This window comes from Planctobacterium sp. R6, assembly GCF_055755215.1.
The window spans coordinates 49,632-68,616 of the sequence record NZ_JBVTQY010000022.1 but is presented as its reverse complement, the minus strand read 5'-3'; the positions used below and the strand labels follow the sequence as shown (position 1 = coordinate 68,616).

General features: G+C 48.1%; 15 protein-coding genes. 8 read left to right on the top strand and 7 right to left on the bottom strand.

Annotated elements, in window-relative coordinates:
- The first annotated feature begins 22 nt into the window (after positions 1–22).
- From AC0J20_RS14415 to AC0J20_RS14395, 5 genes are all read left to right on the top strand, one after another.
- Positions 23–442, top strand: coding sequence for a M23 family metallopeptidase (locus AC0J20_RS14415; protein ID WP_473022190.1), 420 nt, complete (start codon positions 23–25; stop codon positions 440–442).
- A 300-nt stretch (positions 443–742) separates the two neighbouring features.
- Complete coding sequence (locus AC0J20_RS14410) at positions 743–961, top strand: addiction module protein (RefSeq protein WP_473022189.1); 219 nt, start codon at positions 743–745, stop codon at positions 959–961.
- Between the two features lie 5 nt (positions 962–966).
- On the top strand, positions 967–1,266 hold the full coding sequence (locus AC0J20_RS14405) for a type II toxin-antitoxin system RelE/ParE family toxin (RefSeq protein WP_473022188.1): 300 nt from the start codon (positions 967–969) through the stop codon (positions 1,264–1,266).
- Between the two features lie 201 nt (positions 1,267–1,467).
- Complete coding sequence (locus AC0J20_RS14400) at positions 1,468–3,396, top strand: extracellular catalytic domain type 1 short-chain-length polyhydroxyalkanoate depolymerase (RefSeq protein ID WP_473022187.1); 1,929 nt, start codon at positions 1,468–1,470, stop codon at positions 3,394–3,396.
- A 149-nt stretch (positions 3,397–3,545) separates the two neighbouring features.
- Positions 3,546–5,219 carry a methyl-accepting chemotaxis protein gene (locus AC0J20_RS14395; RefSeq protein WP_473022186.1) on the top strand — a complete coding sequence of 558 codons (1,674 nt, stop codon included), beginning with the start codon at positions 3,546–3,548 and terminating at the stop codon, positions 5,217–5,219.
- 22 nt (positions 5,220–5,241) lie between these two features.
- On the opposite strand, the gene AC0J20_RS14390 is transcribed toward AC0J20_RS14395, so the two are convergent.
- The 4 genes from AC0J20_RS14390 to AC0J20_RS14375 form a co-directional block, all read right to left on the bottom strand.
- Positions 5,242–6,888, bottom strand: a complete 1,647-nt coding sequence (locus AC0J20_RS14390) for a hypothetical protein (protein WP_473022185.1) — start codon at positions 6,886–6,888, stop codon at positions 5,242–5,244.
- 155 nt (positions 6,889–7,043) lie between these two features.
- Entirely contained in the window at positions 7,044–8,498 is a 1,455-nt protein-coding gene (locus AC0J20_RS14385; protein WP_473022184.1) for a hypothetical protein, read from the bottom strand.
- Positions 8,499–8,753: 255 nt separating this feature from the next.
- Positions 8,754–9,194 carry a DUF2059 domain-containing protein gene (locus AC0J20_RS14380; protein WP_473022183.1) on the bottom strand — a complete coding sequence of 147 codons (441 nt, stop codon included), beginning with the start codon at positions 9,192–9,194 and terminating at the stop codon, positions 8,754–8,756.
- Between the two features lie 64 nt (positions 9,195–9,258).
- Positions 9,259–9,741, bottom strand: a complete 483-nt coding sequence (locus tag AC0J20_RS14375) for an Lrp/AsnC family transcriptional regulator (RefSeq protein ID WP_473022182.1) — start codon at positions 9,739–9,741, stop codon at positions 9,259–9,261.
- Between the two features lie 141 nt (positions 9,742–9,882).
- Between AC0J20_RS14375 and AC0J20_RS14370 the strand changes: the two genes are divergently transcribed.
- Positions 9,883–10,923 carry a zinc-dependent alcohol dehydrogenase family protein gene (locus tag AC0J20_RS14370; protein WP_473022181.1) on the top strand — a complete coding sequence of 347 codons (1,041 nt, stop codon included), beginning with the start codon at positions 9,883–9,885 and terminating at the stop codon, positions 10,921–10,923.
- Here the strand turns inward: AC0J20_RS14370 and AC0J20_RS14365 are convergent.
- Positions 10,920–11,828, bottom strand: coding sequence for an HPP family protein (locus AC0J20_RS14365; protein ID WP_473022180.1), 909 nt, complete (start codon positions 11,826–11,828; stop codon positions 10,920–10,922). The two genes, AC0J20_RS14370 and AC0J20_RS14365, sit on opposite strands and share 4 nt — an antisense overlap.
- 168 nt (positions 11,829–11,996) lie before the next feature.
- Between AC0J20_RS14365 and AC0J20_RS14360 the strand changes: the two genes are divergently transcribed.
- The gene (locus AC0J20_RS14360; RefSeq protein ID WP_473022179.1) at positions 11,997–13,217 is read left to right on the top strand and encodes a Vgb family protein; all 1,221 of its coding nucleotides are present in this window, start codon (positions 11,997–11,999) and stop codon (positions 13,215–13,217) included.
- 49 nt (positions 13,218–13,266) lie between these two features.
- Here the strand turns inward: AC0J20_RS14360 and AC0J20_RS14355 are convergent, their stop codons facing one another.
- Positions 13,267–16,716: a PAS domain-containing hybrid sensor histidine kinase/response regulator gene (locus tag AC0J20_RS14355; RefSeq protein WP_473022178.1), complete on the bottom strand. Its 3,450-nt coding sequence runs from the start codon at positions 16,714–16,716 to the stop codon at positions 13,267–13,269.
- A gap of 473 nt (positions 16,717–17,189) precedes the next feature.
- On the opposite strand from AC0J20_RS14355, the gene AC0J20_RS14350 reads away from it, so the two are divergent.
- On the top strand, positions 17,190–17,501 hold the full coding sequence (locus tag AC0J20_RS14350; RefSeq protein ID WP_473022177.1) for a cupin domain-containing protein: 312 nt from the start codon (positions 17,190–17,192) through the stop codon (positions 17,499–17,501).
- A gap of 57 nt (positions 17,502–17,558) precedes the next feature.
- Here AC0J20_RS14350 and AC0J20_RS14345 read toward each other — a convergent pair whose 3' ends face one another.
- On the bottom strand, positions 17,559–18,974 hold the full coding sequence (locus AC0J20_RS14345; protein WP_473022176.1) for an FAD-dependent oxidoreductase: 1,416 nt from the start codon (positions 18,972–18,974) through the stop codon (positions 17,559–17,561).
- Positions 18,975–18,985: the final 11 nt, after the last annotated feature.

The window sequence follows — 18,985 nt, the reverse complement described above, 5'->3', positions numbered from 1 at the left end:
CCACAGAGCATCAAATACTGGTGTGGGTCTTTATGCAATTGATTTCGTTATGCCGATTGGCAATAAAATCGTAGCCGCCAGAGAAGGTGTGGTTGTTAGTGTCAGAGCGTCTTTTATTGACGGCAACAATATTGATTTACAAGAAAATTATGTATTTATTAAGCACCAGGACGGTAGCGTTGCCCGATACTTTCATCTAACCCACAATGGTGCGCTGGTGGAAGAAGGAGATAAGGTTAATACCGGAGATGTTATTGCGCTGAGTGGAAATACAGGTCAAAGCGGCGGACCTCATTTGCATTTCGATGTGCAGCAATGCGGACCTAATTTGCCGCCCCTTTATAATCAACTTCCCTGTGGCCAGACGGTGCCCATCAGCTTTAAAAACACCCGTTTTCATCACTGTGGCCTGAAGTCAGGAGAAAGTTACATAGCTAATTAGCCTGACAGACAGTTCTACAGATATCTCACTCTGGCGCTACGCCATACTGTACTAAAGTACCAGCGGAATTGTGCGAAAAAAGCTCAGAATTTGTCCTGGTATACTTATTACAAGCGGCAAAATATATTATGGATGTCAGTTGAGTATTTATAGATTGCTGAACCCCAGCAATTTACTGGAATACACAACGTAATAATACAAATTGTCTGTGAGTCAGAATTACTAATGTGGTGAATTTTTAATCTCGCCAAAAGTCTATATAGTGGTATTATTTGATTTCTAGATTTCCGGAGGCAAACAATGTCTGAAGCTTTAAAACTTATGTTGGAAAACATTGGGCAGCTCAGCACTAAGGAGAAAGCGCTTGCAGCTCATTGTCTTCTGACGGCGATGGACTCTAATGTTGAGAGCGACGTAGAAACTGAATGGCTTAAACTGGCCGAAAAAAGAAGTGCTGACCTTGAGTCTGGAAAGGTAAAGAGTGTTTCCTGGGAAGATATTGAGCAGGATTTAATCTAAAACCTATGCTATCAGTTTCCTTTCATCCGGAAGTTAAAAGGGAAATTACAGAATCCTTCAGGTGGTACCAGGAACAGTCACCTGGTTTGGGCGACGAATTTACTAAGGAGTTAAAAGAAGCAATAAACTCAATTTGTTCACTTCCTTCAGCCTGGCCAAAAATGGGAACCTGCCATCGACGGTTTGTACTTAGCCGCTTTCCTTTTTCCATCCTTTATAAAATGATTGATAATAAAGAAATTAGCATAGTTGCAGTTATGCATAACCACAGAAAGCCAGGATATTGGCTTGAGCGTGATAAGTAGTAAAAAAGTGAGAGCAACACCGTAAAATCTAGTCCAACTAATATCCCACACAGGCGCTACGCCATACTGTACTAAAGTACCAGCGGAATTGTGCGAAAAATGCACTAGATTAGGGAAAGCGTTGGGATGGGAAAGTAATTTCTTAGATGTGTAACCCGTATTCCTGGCGTTAACAATTAACTTGTGACAATAGGAACAACAATGATGCAATCCCTACGATTAGCCCGAAATGCCATTTCAGGCACACTCTTATTTTTAACCTCTGTACTCTTTTCAAACTCATTGCTGGCAGGGAGCTGGCAGAATAACGTCAATATTGGTGGCTTTAACAAAGTCCATATTTACACCCCTGATACCACGTCTGCTATCGGTGATGGCAAAGGCTTGCTGCTGGTATTGCATGGCTGTACCCAATCCATTGATGCTTACCTCACCGCCAATCTGGAAGATGCCGCTGAGCTATATGGTTTAGTGATTGCGGTACCAGATGCCATGAACAAGGCGGGATTCAGCTGCTGGTCTTACTGGCAGGGCACTAAGTCTCGCAGTGCCGGGGATTATAAAAACTTGATCACTTTGGCAAATACTTTGTCGGGTGACAGTTCCCGCAACATTGATCCCGATCAGGTATATATTGCCGGATTATCCTCAGGCGCGGCATTTGCCAATACCACAGCTTGTCTTGCACCAGACGTATTTGCCGGCATGGGGATCAGTGCCGGACCCAGCATCGGCACCAGTTCAAGTGGCGCAATTGGCCCCTGTGAAAGTGCAGATGTAGCTGCTCGCTGCAGTCAATATGGTGGCAGTTATGGCAGTCATTTTGATACCCAAATTGCCTCTATTGCGCAAGGCGAAAACGATACCACCGTTAATCTGTGCTATAACCAGCAAAATGCTGACGGCATGGCTGAGCTGTATGGCGTCAGTCAACAGCCGGGTACTAATACGCTTTCTGAAGGCCCCTCAAATACCGCCCGGGAAACTCAGTGGCAGGATGGCCGGGTGACCATGTTGTGGTTTGACAATCTTGATCATTCCTGGTCTGGTGGCCAGGGAGCCAGTGGCTCATATGTCAATGGTAACAGCATTAACTATGCCTCTTATCTGGGTCAGTACTTTTTGGACAACAACCAACGGGTAGACAGAAACGCTGGTCCTGTGCTGGCGAATGTCCAGTTTTCCGCAAGCGGTAGTCAGATAACTATCAGCGGCAGTGCCACAGATGCGGAAGGTAGTGTTCTGGATGTCAGTGCCAGCATCAGCGGTCCGGTTAACGATACCCTCAGTGGCAACGTTAACGGCAGTAATCAATTTACGCTGGTGAGTGGGTCACTGCCGGATGGATTATATACGGTGGTGGTTGTCGCAACTGATGATGAAAACAAACAAGGCGATCCGGCCACCGGTCAGGTACGAGTTGGACCTGAGCCGCCAGCGACAGCACCTGATTTGTCTGATATTGCTGTAGCTGTACAGGGGCAATGTGCCACTGTTACCGGTAAAGTAACCGACGTTAATCTCAATCTGGATACCGTAGAAGTCAGCTTTGCTACCGGCACTGTGGTTGCCGATGTCACCGTGCCTGATTTTAGTGCTGAGGCCTGTAATCTGCCTGGTGGCAGTAATACCGCTCAGGTAACGGCAACCGACCTGACCAGTCTGTCTTCATCTCAAAGTGTCAGTTTTGATGTTGACGCCGGTCAAACTGCGACACTTGATGAGCACATTTCGGCTGGCAGACTGGATTACACCAACTATGCAAACTGTTATCTGGAATACAGCACTGCGCCCTTTAAACTTAACGAAATAACTGTCGGGCAGCAGTGTCAGTGGCAGGATGATGATGCTTCCTGTACCGGGCCATTGCAAGCCTGCAGTGGTTCAGGTGGTGGCTCAGGTGGCGGTTCAGGCGGTGGTTCTGGCGGCGGTTCAGGTAGTCAGTGCAGCGAAGTGACCACGGCCAATTACTATCACAAAGTGGCAGGTCGCGCCTACAGTACGGGCAATATTTATGTGCCGGATTACTTTGCCAACGGCAGTGATGATGCAATGCCGGGTTCTACCTGGGGTAACAACACTCTGCACTCAGACGATGATGTCAACTGGTATCTGGGCACCTGCCCATAGGGCCCCTGTTTAAAACAGCATGTTATTGGCCGGATTTTTATCCGGCCTTTTTCATATGCAGGCATGGTACTTAAGTACAGCATTCAAATGTTAAAAAAATGTTTAAAGTGACGAGGTGGCAAAGTAAAAAGAGTTTCGTGTAATAAGTGATGAGCCTGAAAAATAAACTGACGGTGTTAACCCTGGTCCCTGTTGTCTTTTTGTGCGCCATTTTGATGTTGACCTTCTGGATGACGTTGCTGTCTTCTTCTGAAGAGCAAATTTCTGCTACCCGCAATAATCTAATGTCCCTGAAAAAAGCCGAGCTGAAAAACTACCTTGAATTGAGTTTAAGTGGCATTGAGTTTGTTCTGTCGGACAAGAGCTTAAGTCACGATGAAGCCCGACAAAAAGTACAGCATTACATTCAGTCACTGTCCTATGATGGCAGCAATTATTTATTTGCCTATGCAGAAAATGGCGACCGGGTGGCACTGGGTAGCAACCTTTCGGGTGTAGGTGAAAATTACTGGAATGTACAAGATCCCAACGGTAAATATGTAGTGCAGGGCTTGATCAACGCCGCAAAAAACAAGGATGGCTTTTACCTTTACCACTGGCCCAGAAGTCAGGGACAACAGCCATTGCCGAAACTGAGTTACACCCTGTGGTTCCCAGAGTACAACTGGATGGTGGGCACCGGATTCTATATTGATGATATTGATCACGAAGTGGCCCAAATTGCTGGCCAGGCTGAGAATGCGGCGGCAAGTTCTTTGAGTTTTGCCCTGTTGGTGTCTGTCGGAGTAAGCGGTTTAATGGTGTTTATGGTGCGGGTAGTGGCTAAACGTATTATGCGCCCCCTGGAAGAAATGAACGACAACCTGCTAGAGATCTCTACTGGCCAGGGGGATTTAACCCGTCGATTGCACATCAAAAGCCAGGATGAAGTGGGGCAACTGGCTGCCAGCTTTAATCAATTTGTAGATAAAATACGCGGAATTGTGGAGCAGGTGCTGGATTGCTCCTGTCAGGTAAAAGCGGCATCTAAACTCATCGATGAGCGCAACGAACAAATTCACAACTGGGTCAAACAACAAAATCAGGAAACCGACATGGTGGCTACCGCCATGACCGAAATGGCCGCGTCGGCAATTGAAATCGCAGGCAGTGCTGAACAGGCCGCCAGCTCGGCCTCAGATGCTGAAGTGAAAAGCCAACATGCTATTGCTGAACTGCAGGAATCTTTGCAGCATGTTCGTGAACTGGCCGAAGATGTGAGCAGTGGGGCCAGCGCTATTGCTACACTGGAAGAAAATGTCAGTGATATTGTGTCGGTACTGGAGGTCATCAGGGGCATCGCAGAGCAAACCAATTTGCTGGCGCTAAATGCCGCCATTGAAGCTGCCCGCGCCGGAGAGCAGGGACGGGGATTTGCGGTGGTGGCGGATGAAGTCAGAACCCTGGCCAGTCGCACTCAGGTGAGCACCGAAGAAATCCAACAAACCATACAGCGCCTGCAGCATACTGCTGACGCGGCCGTCCGGGTGATGCAGGGAGGGCAAAGCAAGTCACAACTGACCGTCAATAAAGTGGAAACCGCCGGTGCCGGTATTGCGGTGATCACCAAAGATATCAGCAACATGACAGCCATGATCGCCCAGATTGCCACAGCCTCTGAACAGCAACATCAGGTCAGTGAAGACGTTAACCGACGCATCAGTAAAATCGCAGAAACCAGTGGTGAAACCGAACACCTGTCAAATCTCAGCACCAATGACAGCCATAAACTGCTTGGCTTAGCTGAGCAATTACAGCAACTGGTCAGTAAGTTTAAGGTGTGATTTTTGGCCTGTGATATTTGCTTTAGTTTTGTTTAGAAGCAGTGTTTTCTTCTGTGTTTCTTTTTGCCGGATATTTGGCAAAGATAAAGGCAAAGCCACAGGTGATCCAGATAATCAGCAGTTGCAGCACCCAGTTAAACCAGACGTTAACCCCTTGGCGATGCACCTCAATGTAAGGGCCGTAGATATAAGCTCTTTCTTCTGACCAGGTCCCCACCATTGCCCGAAAACGCAGATGGTCGAAAAACAGTACTCCTGAAACGTCCGGCAACCTGCTGTCGAGATACGCCCGAAACAGGGTGTCGCTGTTGGCATCTGTCGGGATACTGCGTCCATCTTGTAACAACTGCTTATGATAGACACCGGCAAAATGCTTTTTGGAATCCTGGAAGTAGTTGCTGTGCCCGATAAGTGCAGTGCACAGGATCATGGCGATACACAGGTAAGATGCAGAGCGCCAGTGGGTCCAACTGTAAAGCCGAAACACCAGGTACATCACAAAAGGCAGAAGGATATTGGTAACACTGGCAGCGGCCCATGTGCCGGTTTTAACGTTCTCTTCACCGTAAAATTGTCCGCAGAACCACACCACAAAAATCGCTACAGGTAAGATGATGGCGGCTTTTTTCGGTTGAGTTAACGGATTAACACCCTTGATATGCCAGTGGGCATAATACCGATACGCCGAAGTCAGTGTCGGACAATCCGGGAGGTCATTCTGGAGATTTTCCAGTGTACTTTGCAGCCAATACTGAAATGCGTGGCTACCAACTTTATCCCGGTTCCCATATAAATGGCGCAGCAGATTAACCTGCTCTTCATCGGGTTTGTCAGTTTTAGCGCCACTGATAAATAGAAACAGCAACGCCAGAGCTTGTCTAATCAACGGCGAATGCCCTGAGAGCAACAGGTCAGAAAATCTCCTGGGGTCCAGCTTAATGGCAATATGGAGCAATGCATCGACTTGTGTCTCATTGAGTAACAGAAGCGTTTTGTTATTGCTTAAATAATCCGCCGCCAGAGCTTGTATGAATATGCTCAGGTTTTTTGGCAAGGTTGCCAATTCCTGTGTCGAGACGACAGTGACTAATTGCTCGACTTGTTCGGCCAGTTGCTCAGGTCTTTTCTTTTCGGGTTGCCTGGCAAACGCTGAATCCACCTCAGGTGAAACCGGAGAAGGCGAGAAAAAGAAATTTTGAGCTATGTCTGCCAGTTCTGAAACGAGCGTGACATGCTCCTGGCTGTTTGCTGTGTACTGGTTAAGGAAGCTCAGAATTTGATGACATTTGTTAATCAAAGGCAGCGGTTGATGCAGCAGCCACTGCTTCGCCAATGTGGCGTTTTCATCCATTTTCCCCAGCTTTTGTACCACAGAGGCGGCATCAGAATGGCATGTTAGTAGTTTGAGTTCTGACTGGCTTAGCCGCACAGCCGTGTAAGCGCCATCGTAAGAGCGATAAATGACCTTATAATTTTTGCCAGAGCGGGTGTCGTAGTAATAACCGGGATTCTGGTTGCTGTTTATCCGATTGAGCAGCGTCACGCCATTTTTCTGTGATAAGGGCTTGAAATGCGCCGGCAGCGTCTGAAAATACTGTTCCTCAGCCTTGGCTTCAGTGTGAGCGACGGCCTTTAACTTTTTCTGCTGCTTGCGAAGTTTACGACTCATCAGGCCCTGGCTATCAATTTATTGAAGTTAACTGAAATTATAGATGATTTGGCTGCCGGTTATGGCTGTCAGGATAAAAATACTATTGGTACTTCACCAGAAACAAAAAAAGTTGCTGGCGGCAACTTTTTACTTTCTGAATCTGCTGGAATCGCTTACAGCGTTACTAACGCCACCATGGCTTTGCCTGAGGCAGAACGGCCGTGCAACAGGTATTTACCTTCACTGATAGTGTTAATACCAAAAATACTCGACATGGTGCTGTCGGCATCAAAGCTCAGCATTTCAAAGTTTGAAGGCTGTTCCTGTCTGTCTACCAGGTAGAATTCACCGGATGTTTCTGTGGTCGCTTCGTCAGCCGGTGCACCGGGCGAAGAAGTGCCATCGGTTTTATTGATAGTGACTGTCACCGAGTCATTGAAGAAGGGGTCACCTTCGCAGTTGTTGTCGCTGTACACAGCAATGGCTAAGGTCAGTTCACCTTCGTCCAATACAGACTTGTCACGCGTGTTATAATCTTGGCCGTTGTTGGCGTCACCAAAGATAACGTATGGGTCGTGCCGTTCCAGTTTGTTGTGGGTAAATGCGCCACCGGTATCGATGAGCGTGCAGCCGACATTTTCAGCTCCTGTCAAAAAGCGATAACCAATAGTGAATTCCGTCGGGATTGCGTCGTAACTGATGATCTGGCCTTCTGATAAACCGCTAGTTTCAATCGTGACATTTTCTCCGTTGCTATAAACGGCTTTTTCACTGGTATCACGGGTAATTTGGCTGGCACTGAGGGAGCGCACCCGGATATTGCTGGTACTGTCGGAGCCACTGGTCAGGCGACTGGCATCATCACCGTTACATTTGGTACTGTCGATACTGCAGCTTTCAGCGAGCTCCCAAATCATACCGAACTTATCGGAATCTTTGATTTTAGAGCCATTTTCAAAGGTGACATCTTCTTCCAGTTTGGCGTAACCGGCAACGACTCTGCCATCCTCACTGACCGCCGACGCTCTGTATTGCCACAGGCCGCCATCGCCACTCATGTTCATTGTGGTGTTACCTGCTTTGAAAGCCGGTAATTCACCATTGCCCTGGTCAATGTCATATTTAACCGGGAAAAATTCGCCGTCAATCATTTCAAATACATGGATACCCGCCATGTCGGTTCCCCAGGTCCAGCCGTTAGCCACCATTAGCTTGCTGTCAATACCATTGTGTTGGTATCTGGCCATGATGTTGCTGTCGTAATAGCTATCAAAACGCATTTGAAATTGACGCCATGGGCGGTTGTCACTGATGGAATGGATGGGAGTAAAGCGATTGTCGAAAGCGCAGCTTTCTCCGTCGGCTGCGAATTGTGTCAAATCAACTGTCGTGGTGATCGTACCCGAGCGCTCGTATTCCTGACCGTCTTTGGCCACCAAAGTAAAAGTTTCGTTGGCTGACTGTTTGGCAAATAGTTTTGCAACGCCGGTAACCACACCATTGTCTACGTCAATAGCATTCATCACCCCTGAATAATCCAGGGTACAGGTTTTTATAGAGGTGGCAGAAGCTGCACCCGACGAAAGAAGCGCGATGATCGCAACGGATAATTTAAGGTTGTTTTTCATTATTAAACTCTCTGTAACAATTTTGAAAAAGGCGCTGACTGCCTTGTCTTGATAGGGCGAAGTTTAGTGACCTTGAGAGCAAAACGAACTTAAAAATGAAGCACTTAGACTATAGTCTAATACGAGTTAGACTTTAGTCTAATATTCATCAGTGACCACTCAAGTTGTTGCCCGAGCGAGAGTCTCTGGATGATGAAATGGTAAATGATGCTGGCAGGGGGCAAGTTTGCTTGCCCCTAATTATTGTTTTGCGGGTTATTGTCCGGCCTGTGCGGCAGACTGGACTTTCATCATGGCTTTTTGAGCGGCTTCCTGTCCCCAGGTTTGGCCTGCCATCATAGACTCTTGCATGATCTGAGGCTGCACTTTCACCAGCCTTTGACCTGCTTCGCTGCGGTAAAATTGATTTATGGCTTCGACATCTTCTTCAGTGAGATGCTTTTGATAAATAGGGATAATGCGCTGCATTAATACCGAGAAGTCCGCCTGAGCCTGAAATTCTGTCCAAAACGCCTCCGGTGCATCGGGCATGGATTGTTTCATTGCTGGCAGCATTTGCGCCATCATCTGTGCTCCCAGATCTGCGGCGCCGGTGGCCACAAGCAGATCTTCAACGCTTTGTTGACTGGCGGGTTCTGCCTGAGTAAAGCCCGCAAAAGACAGTGAGGCAAGTAAAGTTAAAGTCCTGATGTTCATTATTTTCTCCTTTTTGCAAAGCAAATTGTGATTTCATATTGAATCGCAGGTTATAGCATGGATATCAGATTTTTGTTACCGGAACCGGCAAGACAGGTAATTTGCTGGTGGATTTTAGTTCTCTTAATGAAATATTAGAACTAATGGCGGATACTCCAGGTAGTTTTCGCAACACACTTTCAACAAAGTGGCTGTATTCTTCTAAATCTTTGGCTACCACCTGTAACAAGAAGTCAGCTTGCCCGGTGGTATTGTGGCAGGACAATACATTGTCACTGCGCAATATGGTTTCTTCAAAGCACTTTGTTGTCTCCACGTCATGCATGACGTAGGTCAGTTGCACAAAGGCCATGACTCCAAACCCTAATTGCTTGCGGTTTAAATTTGCCTGGTAACCCTGAATTAATCCACTGTCTTCCAGTTTTTTAATTCTTCGCCAACAGGGAGTTTCACTTAAAGCCAGTTCACTGGCAATACTCGAATTAGTTAATCGTCCGTTTTGTTGCAAAAGGGCCAGAATGGCCATGTCTGTTTTATCTGGATTCATATTTGAAGGGTTCTTTCGTTTTTGTGTTGCTATGTGGAAGAATATGCTAAATACTCGATGGATGATAGTGCTATAAAGCAAGGTAATTTCAAGGAGAAAGCGATAGAGTAGTGCTTTGTCGCTTATATCAGGATGTATGTTTTGAAAGCCATTGTTTATGAAAGTTTTACTGCCCTTCCTCAATTAATGTCAGTTAAAGAGCCTGAAGTTAAGCCTCATGGTGTGATCATCAAAGTAGAGGCAACCGGAGTCTGCAGAAGCGACTGGCATGGCTGGATGGGACACGATTCAGACATTCAGTTGCCACATGTTCCAGGCCATGAGTTTGCCGGTATAATTGCGGAGATTGGTAAGGATGTGAAATCTTTCAATGTCGGCGACAGGGTGACGGTCCCTTTTATTAATGCTTGTGGACATTGCTCTGAATGCCATTCAGGAAATCATCAGGTCTGCGGACAGCAAACCCAACCCGGATTTACACATTGGGGTTCATTCGCTGAATATGTGGCAATTGATAATGCGGATGTCAATTTGGTGAATTTACCGGAAAGCATGGATTTTGCAACTGCGGCTAGTCTGGGGTGTCGTTTTGTCACTTCCTTTCGGGCTGTGGTGGACCAAGGTAAAGTGACAGCTGGTCAGTGGGTAGCTGTACACGGATGTGGTGGCGTCGGGCTTTCAGCTATTATGATTGCAAATGCCATTGGGGCAAATGTGATAGCTGTTGATATTAATGACGAGGCACTCAAGCTTGCGCGCTCCTTAGGGGCCGTGTTGAATATCAATGCCAATGAAGTTGATTCAGTTTCAGAAGTGATTAAACACAACACTCACGGTGGTGCACATGTTTCTCTTGATGCGTTAGGCCATCCCATTACTTGTAACAATTCTATCCTTAGTTTGCGCAGGCTAGGAAAACACATACAAGTTGGACTTTTGTTGGCCGAACAAGCCACCACAGCTATTCCCATGGACAAGGTTGTGGCCCATGAGCTGGAAGTCATAGGGAGTCATGGTATGCAGGCACATCGTTATGATGCTATGCTAGCGATGATTATGTCTGGAAAATTGCAACCGGAAAAACTATTGGGTAAAACCATAAGTTTAGCCGAGTCTATAGATGCATTGATGACAATGGACAGGCCAAAATCGCCAGGCGTCACTGTGGTGACTGAGTTTTAACGCTCATATTTTGGACGCATTTTCTCTTTTGCCCAGGCTGCAAATTCCACTAACGAACACGTGCCGGACTGCCCCTTGCCTTCACCGTCAACGATGCGATAGATGATCTGATGGCGGGTTGGCTCCGGGTGTTCATGTTGATCGATGACCTGGCGCACCGACCATTTCCTGCCTGGCTGACTATTGGTATAAAAAGCGCCGGCCTCGAGATTAAAGCCTTTCAATAGTTCCTCGTGAAAAATGGCATCGGCCAAATCAATAATGTGTTTGATTTGTTCATCGCTGGCATCAATCACTAATTCTGAGCGGTTTATTGCTTCGTGAATATGCTGCTTTTTAATTTGACGGGTGTCAGGGTGATAACCCACACTTTGATAACGCATCAGGCTTTGTGGGTATCTGCGCCAACTGAAGATGTTGTTGAACAGCAGCGCTACCAAAAACAGTACACTGCAGTTAAGTAGTGTGGGGGTAATAACGTACCAGTATCCTAATTCGGTAATACTGGTGCCGCCGATAACAGCGGCTAATGCTGTGGCCCCGCCAGGCGGATGTAAACTGCGGGTCAGGTGCATGACTAAAATGGACAGCGCCACTGCGATGGCGGCAGCCAATCCAACCGCAGGGATAAAAAGTGCGCAGGTTACTCCGATAATGGCGGATAACAGGTTGCCGGCAAACAATGCCCAGGGGGTGGACAGCTGTCCGTGTGGTACGGCAAACAGCAAAACCGTAGATGCACCCATGGAGGGCAGTATTGCAGCGGTTCCGGCAGTACCGGTAAAAAACTGAGTAAGGTAAAAACAGCAAAATATGGCCAGTACGCCCCCCAGTGTTGCCACCAGTTTTTCAGACGAAACCACATTACTTTGGAGCCCCAGGAAGCGGACAATAGCGTGCAGCATGATATAAAACTATTATTGAGTGTAATTTTTTGCGATGGCGTAATGTCTACTATTACGCATTGAGTTACAAGAATTGAAGGTTTTTTAATATGCGGTTTAATTATTACTGATTGGTATTATGCCTTCAGGCAAAAAATACCGGGCCACGAAACAAAAACTGAGGTGATTATGGTGATTGCGAACTATTTTGCTGGCAAGTCCCGTCAACTGTTGATGGGGTTGGGTCTGATGCTGACGGCCTTACCGGCGCTGAGCGAACCACCGGCGCAACTGCAACTATGTACCGCCTGTCACGGCCTTTCCAATCTGGAGTACAGTGCCGGGTACAATCAGGCACACTGGAAAACGCTGATGAGTTACATGGTCGACTTGAACGAGTCTCAGGCCGATGAATTAAGCGCCTATCTTGCTAAACAATATCCTGAAAACCAACGTCGAGCCTCTGTACAGGTGCCCGGTGAGAGGCAGCTGAGTTATCGTTATTGGCAGGTTCCGACACTCGGACAGCGTGCCCGCGATCCGGTGCAGGGTAAAGACGGTGTGATATGGTGGGTAGGGCAGTGGGGAAATATACTCGGGCGACTGGATCCCAAAACCGGTGCGATGAAAGAGTATGTGCTTCCCCCCGGTACATTTCCCCACAGTGTGACACTGGATAAAAATCTCACTCCCTGGTTTTTGGGCAACAAAAACGGCACTGTCGGCTATTTAGAGCCTGAATCTGGCACTTTTAAGGTGTTCAGAATGCCAGATGCCAATGCCCGGGACCCTCACACCGGCGAGTTTGATCCGCAGGGGATTTTCTGGTTTACCTTACAGCACAGCAATATGATTGGGCGATTAGATCCGGCTACCGGTGATATTAAACTGGCCACACTGCCAACCCAGGGCTCGCGCCCCTACGGCATTAAGATCGATTCATCAGGCACCCCCTGGGTATCCTGCAACGGCAGCAACTGCCTGATCAAAGTTGACACCGAATCCATGCACCTGGAGGAAATCAAATTGCCCGGAGACAAGAGCCACTCGCGACGCCTGGCCATTACGCCTGACGATATGGTGTTTTATGTGAATTCAGGTATGGGTAAACTGGGCAGATATCATCCTAAAACCGGCACAATAACAGAGTGGGACAACCCCAGTGGAGAGGACAGCCATCCCTATGCGATTGAATACGCCGATGGTGCCATTTGGTTTAATGAATCCAGCAAAAGGCCGGAAACGCTGGTGCGCTTTGATTTAGCGACAGAAACCATGCAAAGCTGGCAAATCCCCAGCAAAGAAGGCGTTTACAGCGGACTTATAAGACATATGCGGATGGGCAATCAGGGACTGATTATTCATCAGACGGCCACCAATCAGTTAGCTGAAATTACCTGGTCGCAATAGCTTATTTGGCGATTAAGACAACTGGATGGGGCTGATGTTTGCTATCCGATTAGCCCAATCCTTTTTTTAACAGGCGTTTCAACGTGGCTGGCTTGACCGGTTTTGCGATAAAGCTGAAGCCCTGTTCCATGGCCATTTCCCGAATGGTTTCGGCATGATCGGCACTGTTAATAATTACCGGGATTGCTTGACCCAAACTGGCGCGAATGTGTTGCACCGCGTCTATGCCATTTTCACCATTGTCCAGGTGGTAATCGGCCACAATGATATCGGGGGCAAAATGCGCACAGGCTTTCAGCGCCTCCTGGAGATTGCTGGCACTGTGCACCAGGCATCCCCAGGTTTCCAATCGTAGAGTCATGGCTTCCAGCAAAGCCGGTTCGTTATCAATGACCAGCACATTCACACCCTGCATATCGGTTTTACACACCGCTTTGTTTTGCAGGGTTTCACCCGGATTAATGTCTCCTTTAATACAGGGCAGCGTAATTCTGAATTCACTGCCCTGTTTCCAGGTGGAGTCAAAGCTTAGCTCATGACCCAGGATACGGCATATACGGGAAGCAATGGCCAGGCCTAACCCAAGCCCCTGGCCTGTGTGTTGACGGCTGGCTTGTTCGAAATCTTTAAAGATACGCGCTTTATCTTCATCCTTGATGCCCTCTCCTGAATCTTTGACGATGATCATCAACTGCTTTTCAATGCGGCATTCAATATTGACGAATCCAGATTCTGTATAGCGGATCGCATTGGTCAGTAAGTTCTGCAATACCCGCTTTAACAATCTGGCATCGGTACGGGTGAGTTGATGCAAAATGGCGGCCTGAAAAACCAGCCCTTTTTGTTCACACATGAGTCGGTACTCGTCCAACAGGGGCGTGATCAGTTGATAAACATCGACATCTTCCACTTGTGGTGAGATCACTCCGGCATCCAGCTTGGTAAGTTCCAGTACAGAATTAACAAGTTGTTCGGCGTTTTCTAAAGCGTTCTGAATATTACTGCTCAGCTCAGCCAGTTCTGGTGTTTGCAGCTTTTCTTTTAGTATGGAATTAAACAGGGTTGCGGCATTGAAGGGTTGCAGTAAATCGTGACTGATTGCCGCGAAATAACGGGTCTTGTCCTCATTCGCCTGAACAGCCAGTTGTCTTGCATCTTCCAGTCGCTGATTCATCGCCTCCAGATCCTGGGTACGTTGCTGAACCCGGTTTTCCAGATGTACATTGAGTTCTTCCAGGGCCTTCTGGTTTTCCACAAATTCCGTGATATCGGTATAGGTGGTAACAAACCCACCACCGGGCAGTGGGTTGCCTTTCATTTCTAATACTTTATTGCTGGGATGCACACGGCGAAAACTGTAAGGTTTTCCGGAACGCAGGTAGGCGACACGTTTGGCAACTTCTTCGTCGATCTGGCCTTTCTCAATATCACCAAATAAGCCGCGTTGCGCGTTAAGTTGAATTACCTCTTCCACCGGGCGGCCCACGTAAATTTCGCCGTCCGGGTAGTTGAACATATCGATATAAGCGCGATTCCAGGCCACGATACGCAGCTCTTTGTCCACTACGGAGATGCCCTGGTCGATGTTCTGTATGGTGGACTGCAGCAGGGCGCGATTAAACTTGTACACTTCACTGGCTTCGTCCACCAGTTCGACCACTTCACTGAGCGCTACATTGTTGCTGCCGCTGGCCGATTCCAGCACCAACCGGGCGGACGCACCGCCAATAATGGCAGACAGCTCCTGTTCTAATTTATCTGACAGTACTTTGGGGGCCGTGCTATTCCAGTCGGGTTCAGTCTCACCATAATGGCTATGAAAAAACTCCTGTACCCGGTCGGTTTCCAAAAATCGGGATAACAAGCTTTGGATGCTGGCCAGACTCAGGTTGTCGTAGCCGCGTTTTTGATTGTCGTTGCGCACCTGGTTGTTGATAAACAATGAGGCCTGCAACTGTTCGGCCACCAGAGGGCGTTGACGCCAGCACAGCCAGAAAAAAGTAAGCAGGTTACCGCCTAAACTGATCACCAGACCATGGCTGATAAAATCCAGTTGCAAACCAAACATGGCGGTTGGCAGCAACAAACTGAACCCCATAAAACCCTGCTGCAATATTTCACTGTCCGGAGCGCTGGAAAACAACAGCGTCGGCAGTAACAGGGTGTAGCTCCAAAGTGCGGTGCCCACCAAAATACTGTACAGGGCGGCCTTTTCATTGGCATTGCGCCAGAACAGTCCCAACAACAGTGCCGGAGCACATTGTGCCACGAGTGTCATGGCCATCAGACCGGTATTGGCCAGCAAACCATAGTCCCGGGTGATTTGGTAATACAACCAGGCCGAAAGCAATACGATGATAATGGTGAGACGGCGAAACAGGATCAGCTTTTTCGGGCTTAGTCGTTCGGCTACCTGCAATTGCCGCGTGCGGCTTACTAACCAGGGGGTAATCAGATCGTTAGACACCATGATACTGAGTACAATGGCGCTGACGATCACCATGCTGGTGGCAGCAGCAAATCCGCCTAAAAAGGAAACTAAGGTCATAAACTGACTGTCGGCCGCCATAGGCAATAACAACATAATGTTGTCAGGCGCCAGTTGGCTATCCTGAAACCAGAGTAAACCGGCCGATGCGATGGGCAGGGCAAATACATTTAATGCCAGCATATACAGCGGAAACAACCAGCGAGAGGGCAGCATTTCTTTTTCGCTGGTTTGTTCGATAAAACAAACGTGAAATTGGCGGGGCAGACAGAACATCATCAGTACCCCGATAAAGGTCTGGCTGACATAGGTGTACCAGCTGGCCGATTCGTCGCTGTGATAACTCAGGTGCTGACTCTGAGCGGTCAGATCTGCAATGCCATCAAACATAAACCAGACCACAAAGATGCCAACGGCCAAAAAGGTCAGCAATTTTATGATGGACTCAAACGCGATGGCCAGCATCAGGCCGGGGTTGTGTTCAGAAGTACGAACCCTGCGGGTACCAAACAAAATGGCAAAGGCCGCCAACAACAAAGTGAAGAATAAGGCGCTGTTGCCACCGGCGCCACTGTTGCCGGTAACAATATTGACACTGTTGGCAACGGCGCGAATTTGCAGACTGATATACGGCACGATGGCAATCACGCACACCAGACTAATCAGCGCTGAGATGCGCATAGAGCGACCATAACGGGTAGCGATAAAATCCGCCATGGAGGTCAGGTTGTTGTCGCGGCAAATTCGCGCGACTTTCAGCACCAGCGGCCAGGCCAGGATATAGACTAAAATCGCCCCGGTGTAGGTGGGCGTGATCCACCAACCGGTTTCGGCTGTCTGGCCAGGTACACCATAAAAAGACCAGGAGGTGCAGTACACTCCCAGGCCCAGACTGTAAATAGCCGGTTTTATCTTCTGCCAGCGGCTGGCTCGGTCACCCCAAAAAGCAATGCCGAATAACACCAGCAAATACAACAGCGAGGCAATCAGTAACAGTGTAGGTGTCAGCATGGGACTTTCAGCATAGAGTTGTTATTCTTGGCGCGTTAACAGCCCACTTTAACGAATCTCAGCCTGAATGAGAATGGGTAATTAGATCCATGGATAGGGGCCATCGGCACTGACGGGCACTAAGGCCATGGTCAAATGATGCAATGATGATAGTGATATCACCCTTATCAGGATGCGGGCAGCGAGGACTTTTGACGGTCATTGAACATCATTAGTGATTAACGTTTGCATGATCAAACGCCAAATCAGCAACGATGGCGGGATGATAGTGAGTCATACAATAGGTGTGAAGGGAGTATTTAACCACTGCACCTGTGGGCAATTAAATTGAACAAAGAGTATGGTAGTGATGCTCAAACATTGGCATCTTTCCGGCCTTGAGTGTTTTTGTATTTAAGGCGTATTGGTTTTAGGGGAGCGCACCTTATTGAGGTATTATCCGCCCTGAATTATCGCAAGCGTAGGGAATTAAAGTGGAAGTTATCAGAAGTAAAGAGTTCACCGCAAATAGTGCCTGGGGAGCGAAGGATATTGCTAATATGAACGGCATTACCACCCGGTTGCATTGGACAGATCAACCCTATAAATGGCACGTCAATGACGGTGAAGAAGTGTTTGCTGTTATGGATGGTGTTGTGGAAATGTTGTACAAAGAAAACAACGAAATTAAGTCTGCAATCCTGCATTCAGGCGACATATTTTTTGCCTCTGTAGGTACGGAACACGTTGCTCACCCTAAGGGGCAGGCCAGGATTCTGGTGGTTGAGCGAGCGGGTAGCGTGTAGTACATACACAAAAAAGGCCAGCATTGCTGACCTTTTAAATGTGTGATTGCGAGACGCTTAGATATTCAGGTAATCCAGAATACCGTCTGCGGCTTTGCGACCTTCATCAATGGCAGTAACCACTAAATCTGAGCCACGCACCATATCGCCGCCAGCAAAGATTTTTGGGTTGCTGGTTTGATAGGCGTATTTGCCTTGCGATGGGGCGCGTACCCGGCCTTTTTCATCCAGAATAATACCGTAGTCGGCAAACCAACTGGCGGGGCTGGGCTGGAAACCGAAAGCGACGATAACGGCATCGGCTTCCAGAATATGCTCTGAACCTTCTACCGGTTCAGGGCGACGACGACCTGCGGCATCAGGTGCACCTAACTGGGTTTTCACCAGTTTTACGCCCACTGCTTTGCCGGTTTCGTCGACAGCGATATCCAGCGGCTGCAAATTAAAGCGAAAATCAACACCCTCTTCACGGGCATTGGTAACCTCGCGGCGTGAACCAGGCATGTTGGCTTCGTCACGACGATAGGCACAAATAACGCTTTCAGCGCCCTGGCGTACCGACGTTCGCACGCAGTCCATCGCGGTATCACCACCGCCCAGTACGACGACTTTTTTACCTTGCATACTGATGTAATCAGCCGGATCTTTTTCCAGCTTCATCAGGCGATTTGTATTGGCAATCAGGAAGGGCAGCGCATCGTATACACCTGGCGCCGCTTCGTTGTCGAAACCGCCTTTCATATACTTGTATGTGCCCATACCCAGAAATACCGCATCGTATTTATCGATCAGGTCCTGGAATTGCACGTCTTTTCCTACTTCCGTGTTGAGCACAAACTCCACACCCATTTCGGTAAAGATTTCGCGGCGCAATTGCACCACTTCTTTTTCCAGTTTGAAGGACGGGATACCAAAGGTCAGCAGACCGCCAATTTCCGGGTATTTATCGAATACCACGGGTTTAACACCGTTGCGCACCAGGATGTCGGCACAGGCCAGGCCCGCAGGACCGGCACCAACGATAGCGACCTTTTTACCGGTTTGCACCACGTCCGACATATCCGGACGCCAGCCCATTTTAAAGGCGGTGTCGGTAATGTATTTTTCGATACTGCCAATGGTGACCGCACCAAAGTCATCGTTCAGGGTACAGGCCCCTTCACACAAACGGTCTTGCGGACACACACGGCCACAGACTTCCGGTAAGCTGTTTGTCTTATGGGAAAGCTCTGCGGCTTCCAGAATACGCCCTTCGTTGGCCAGCTTTAACCATTGCGGGATAAAGTTGTGTACCGGGCACTTCCATTCACAATAAGGGTTACCGCAGTCCAGACAACGGTCGGCCTGTCCCTCTGTTTGGGAAGCCGACAATGGATGGTAAATCTCGCCAAAGTCAGCGCGGCGCACGTGCACCGGCTTTTTCGGCGGATCGATACGTTCTACATCAACAAATTGATAAACATTCTTAGCCATAAATTACTCCG

Coding starts and splice junctions, on each gene's coding strand:
- AC0J20_RS14410 (WP_473022189.1), top strand. CDS start 743: ATGTCTGAAGCTTTAAAACTTATGTTGGAAAACATTGGGCAGCTCAGC.
- AC0J20_RS14405 (WP_473022188.1), top strand. CDS start 967: ATGCTATCAGTTTCCTTTCATCCGGAAGTTAAAAGGGAAATTACAGAA.
- AC0J20_RS14400 (WP_473022187.1), top strand. CDS start 1,468: ATGATGCAATCCCTACGATTAGCCCGAAATGCCATTTCAGGCACACTC.
- AC0J20_RS14395 (WP_473022186.1), top strand. CDS start 3,546: ATGAGCCTGAAAAATAAACTGACGGTGTTAACCCTGGTCCCTGTTGTC.
- AC0J20_RS14390 (WP_473022185.1), bottom strand. CDS start 6,888: ATGAGTCGTAAACTTCGCAAGCAGCAGAAAAAGTTAAAGGCCGTCGCT.
- AC0J20_RS14385 (WP_473022184.1), bottom strand. CDS start 8,498: ATGAAAAACAACCTTAAATTATCCGTTGCGATCATCGCGCTTCTTTCG.
- AC0J20_RS14380 (WP_473022183.1), bottom strand. CDS start 9,194: ATGAACATCAGGACTTTAACTTTACTTGCCTCACTGTCTTTTGCGGGC.
- AC0J20_RS14375 (WP_473022182.1), bottom strand. CDS start 9,741: ATGAATCCAGATAAAACAGACATGGCCATTCTGGCCCTTTTGCAACAA.
- AC0J20_RS14365 (WP_473022180.1), bottom strand. CDS start 11,828: ATGCTGCACGCTATTGTCCGCTTCCTGGGGCTCCAAAGTAATGTGGTT.
- AC0J20_RS14360 (WP_473022179.1), top strand. CDS start 11,997: ATGGTGATTGCGAACTATTTTGCTGGCAAGTCCCGTCAACTGTTGATG.
- AC0J20_RS14355 (WP_473022178.1), bottom strand. CDS start 16,716: ATGCTGACACCTACACTGTTACTGATTGCCTCGCTGTTGTATTTGCTG.
- AC0J20_RS14345 (WP_473022176.1), bottom strand. CDS start 18,974: ATGGCTAAGAATGTTTATCAATTTGTTGATGTAGAACGTATCGATCCG.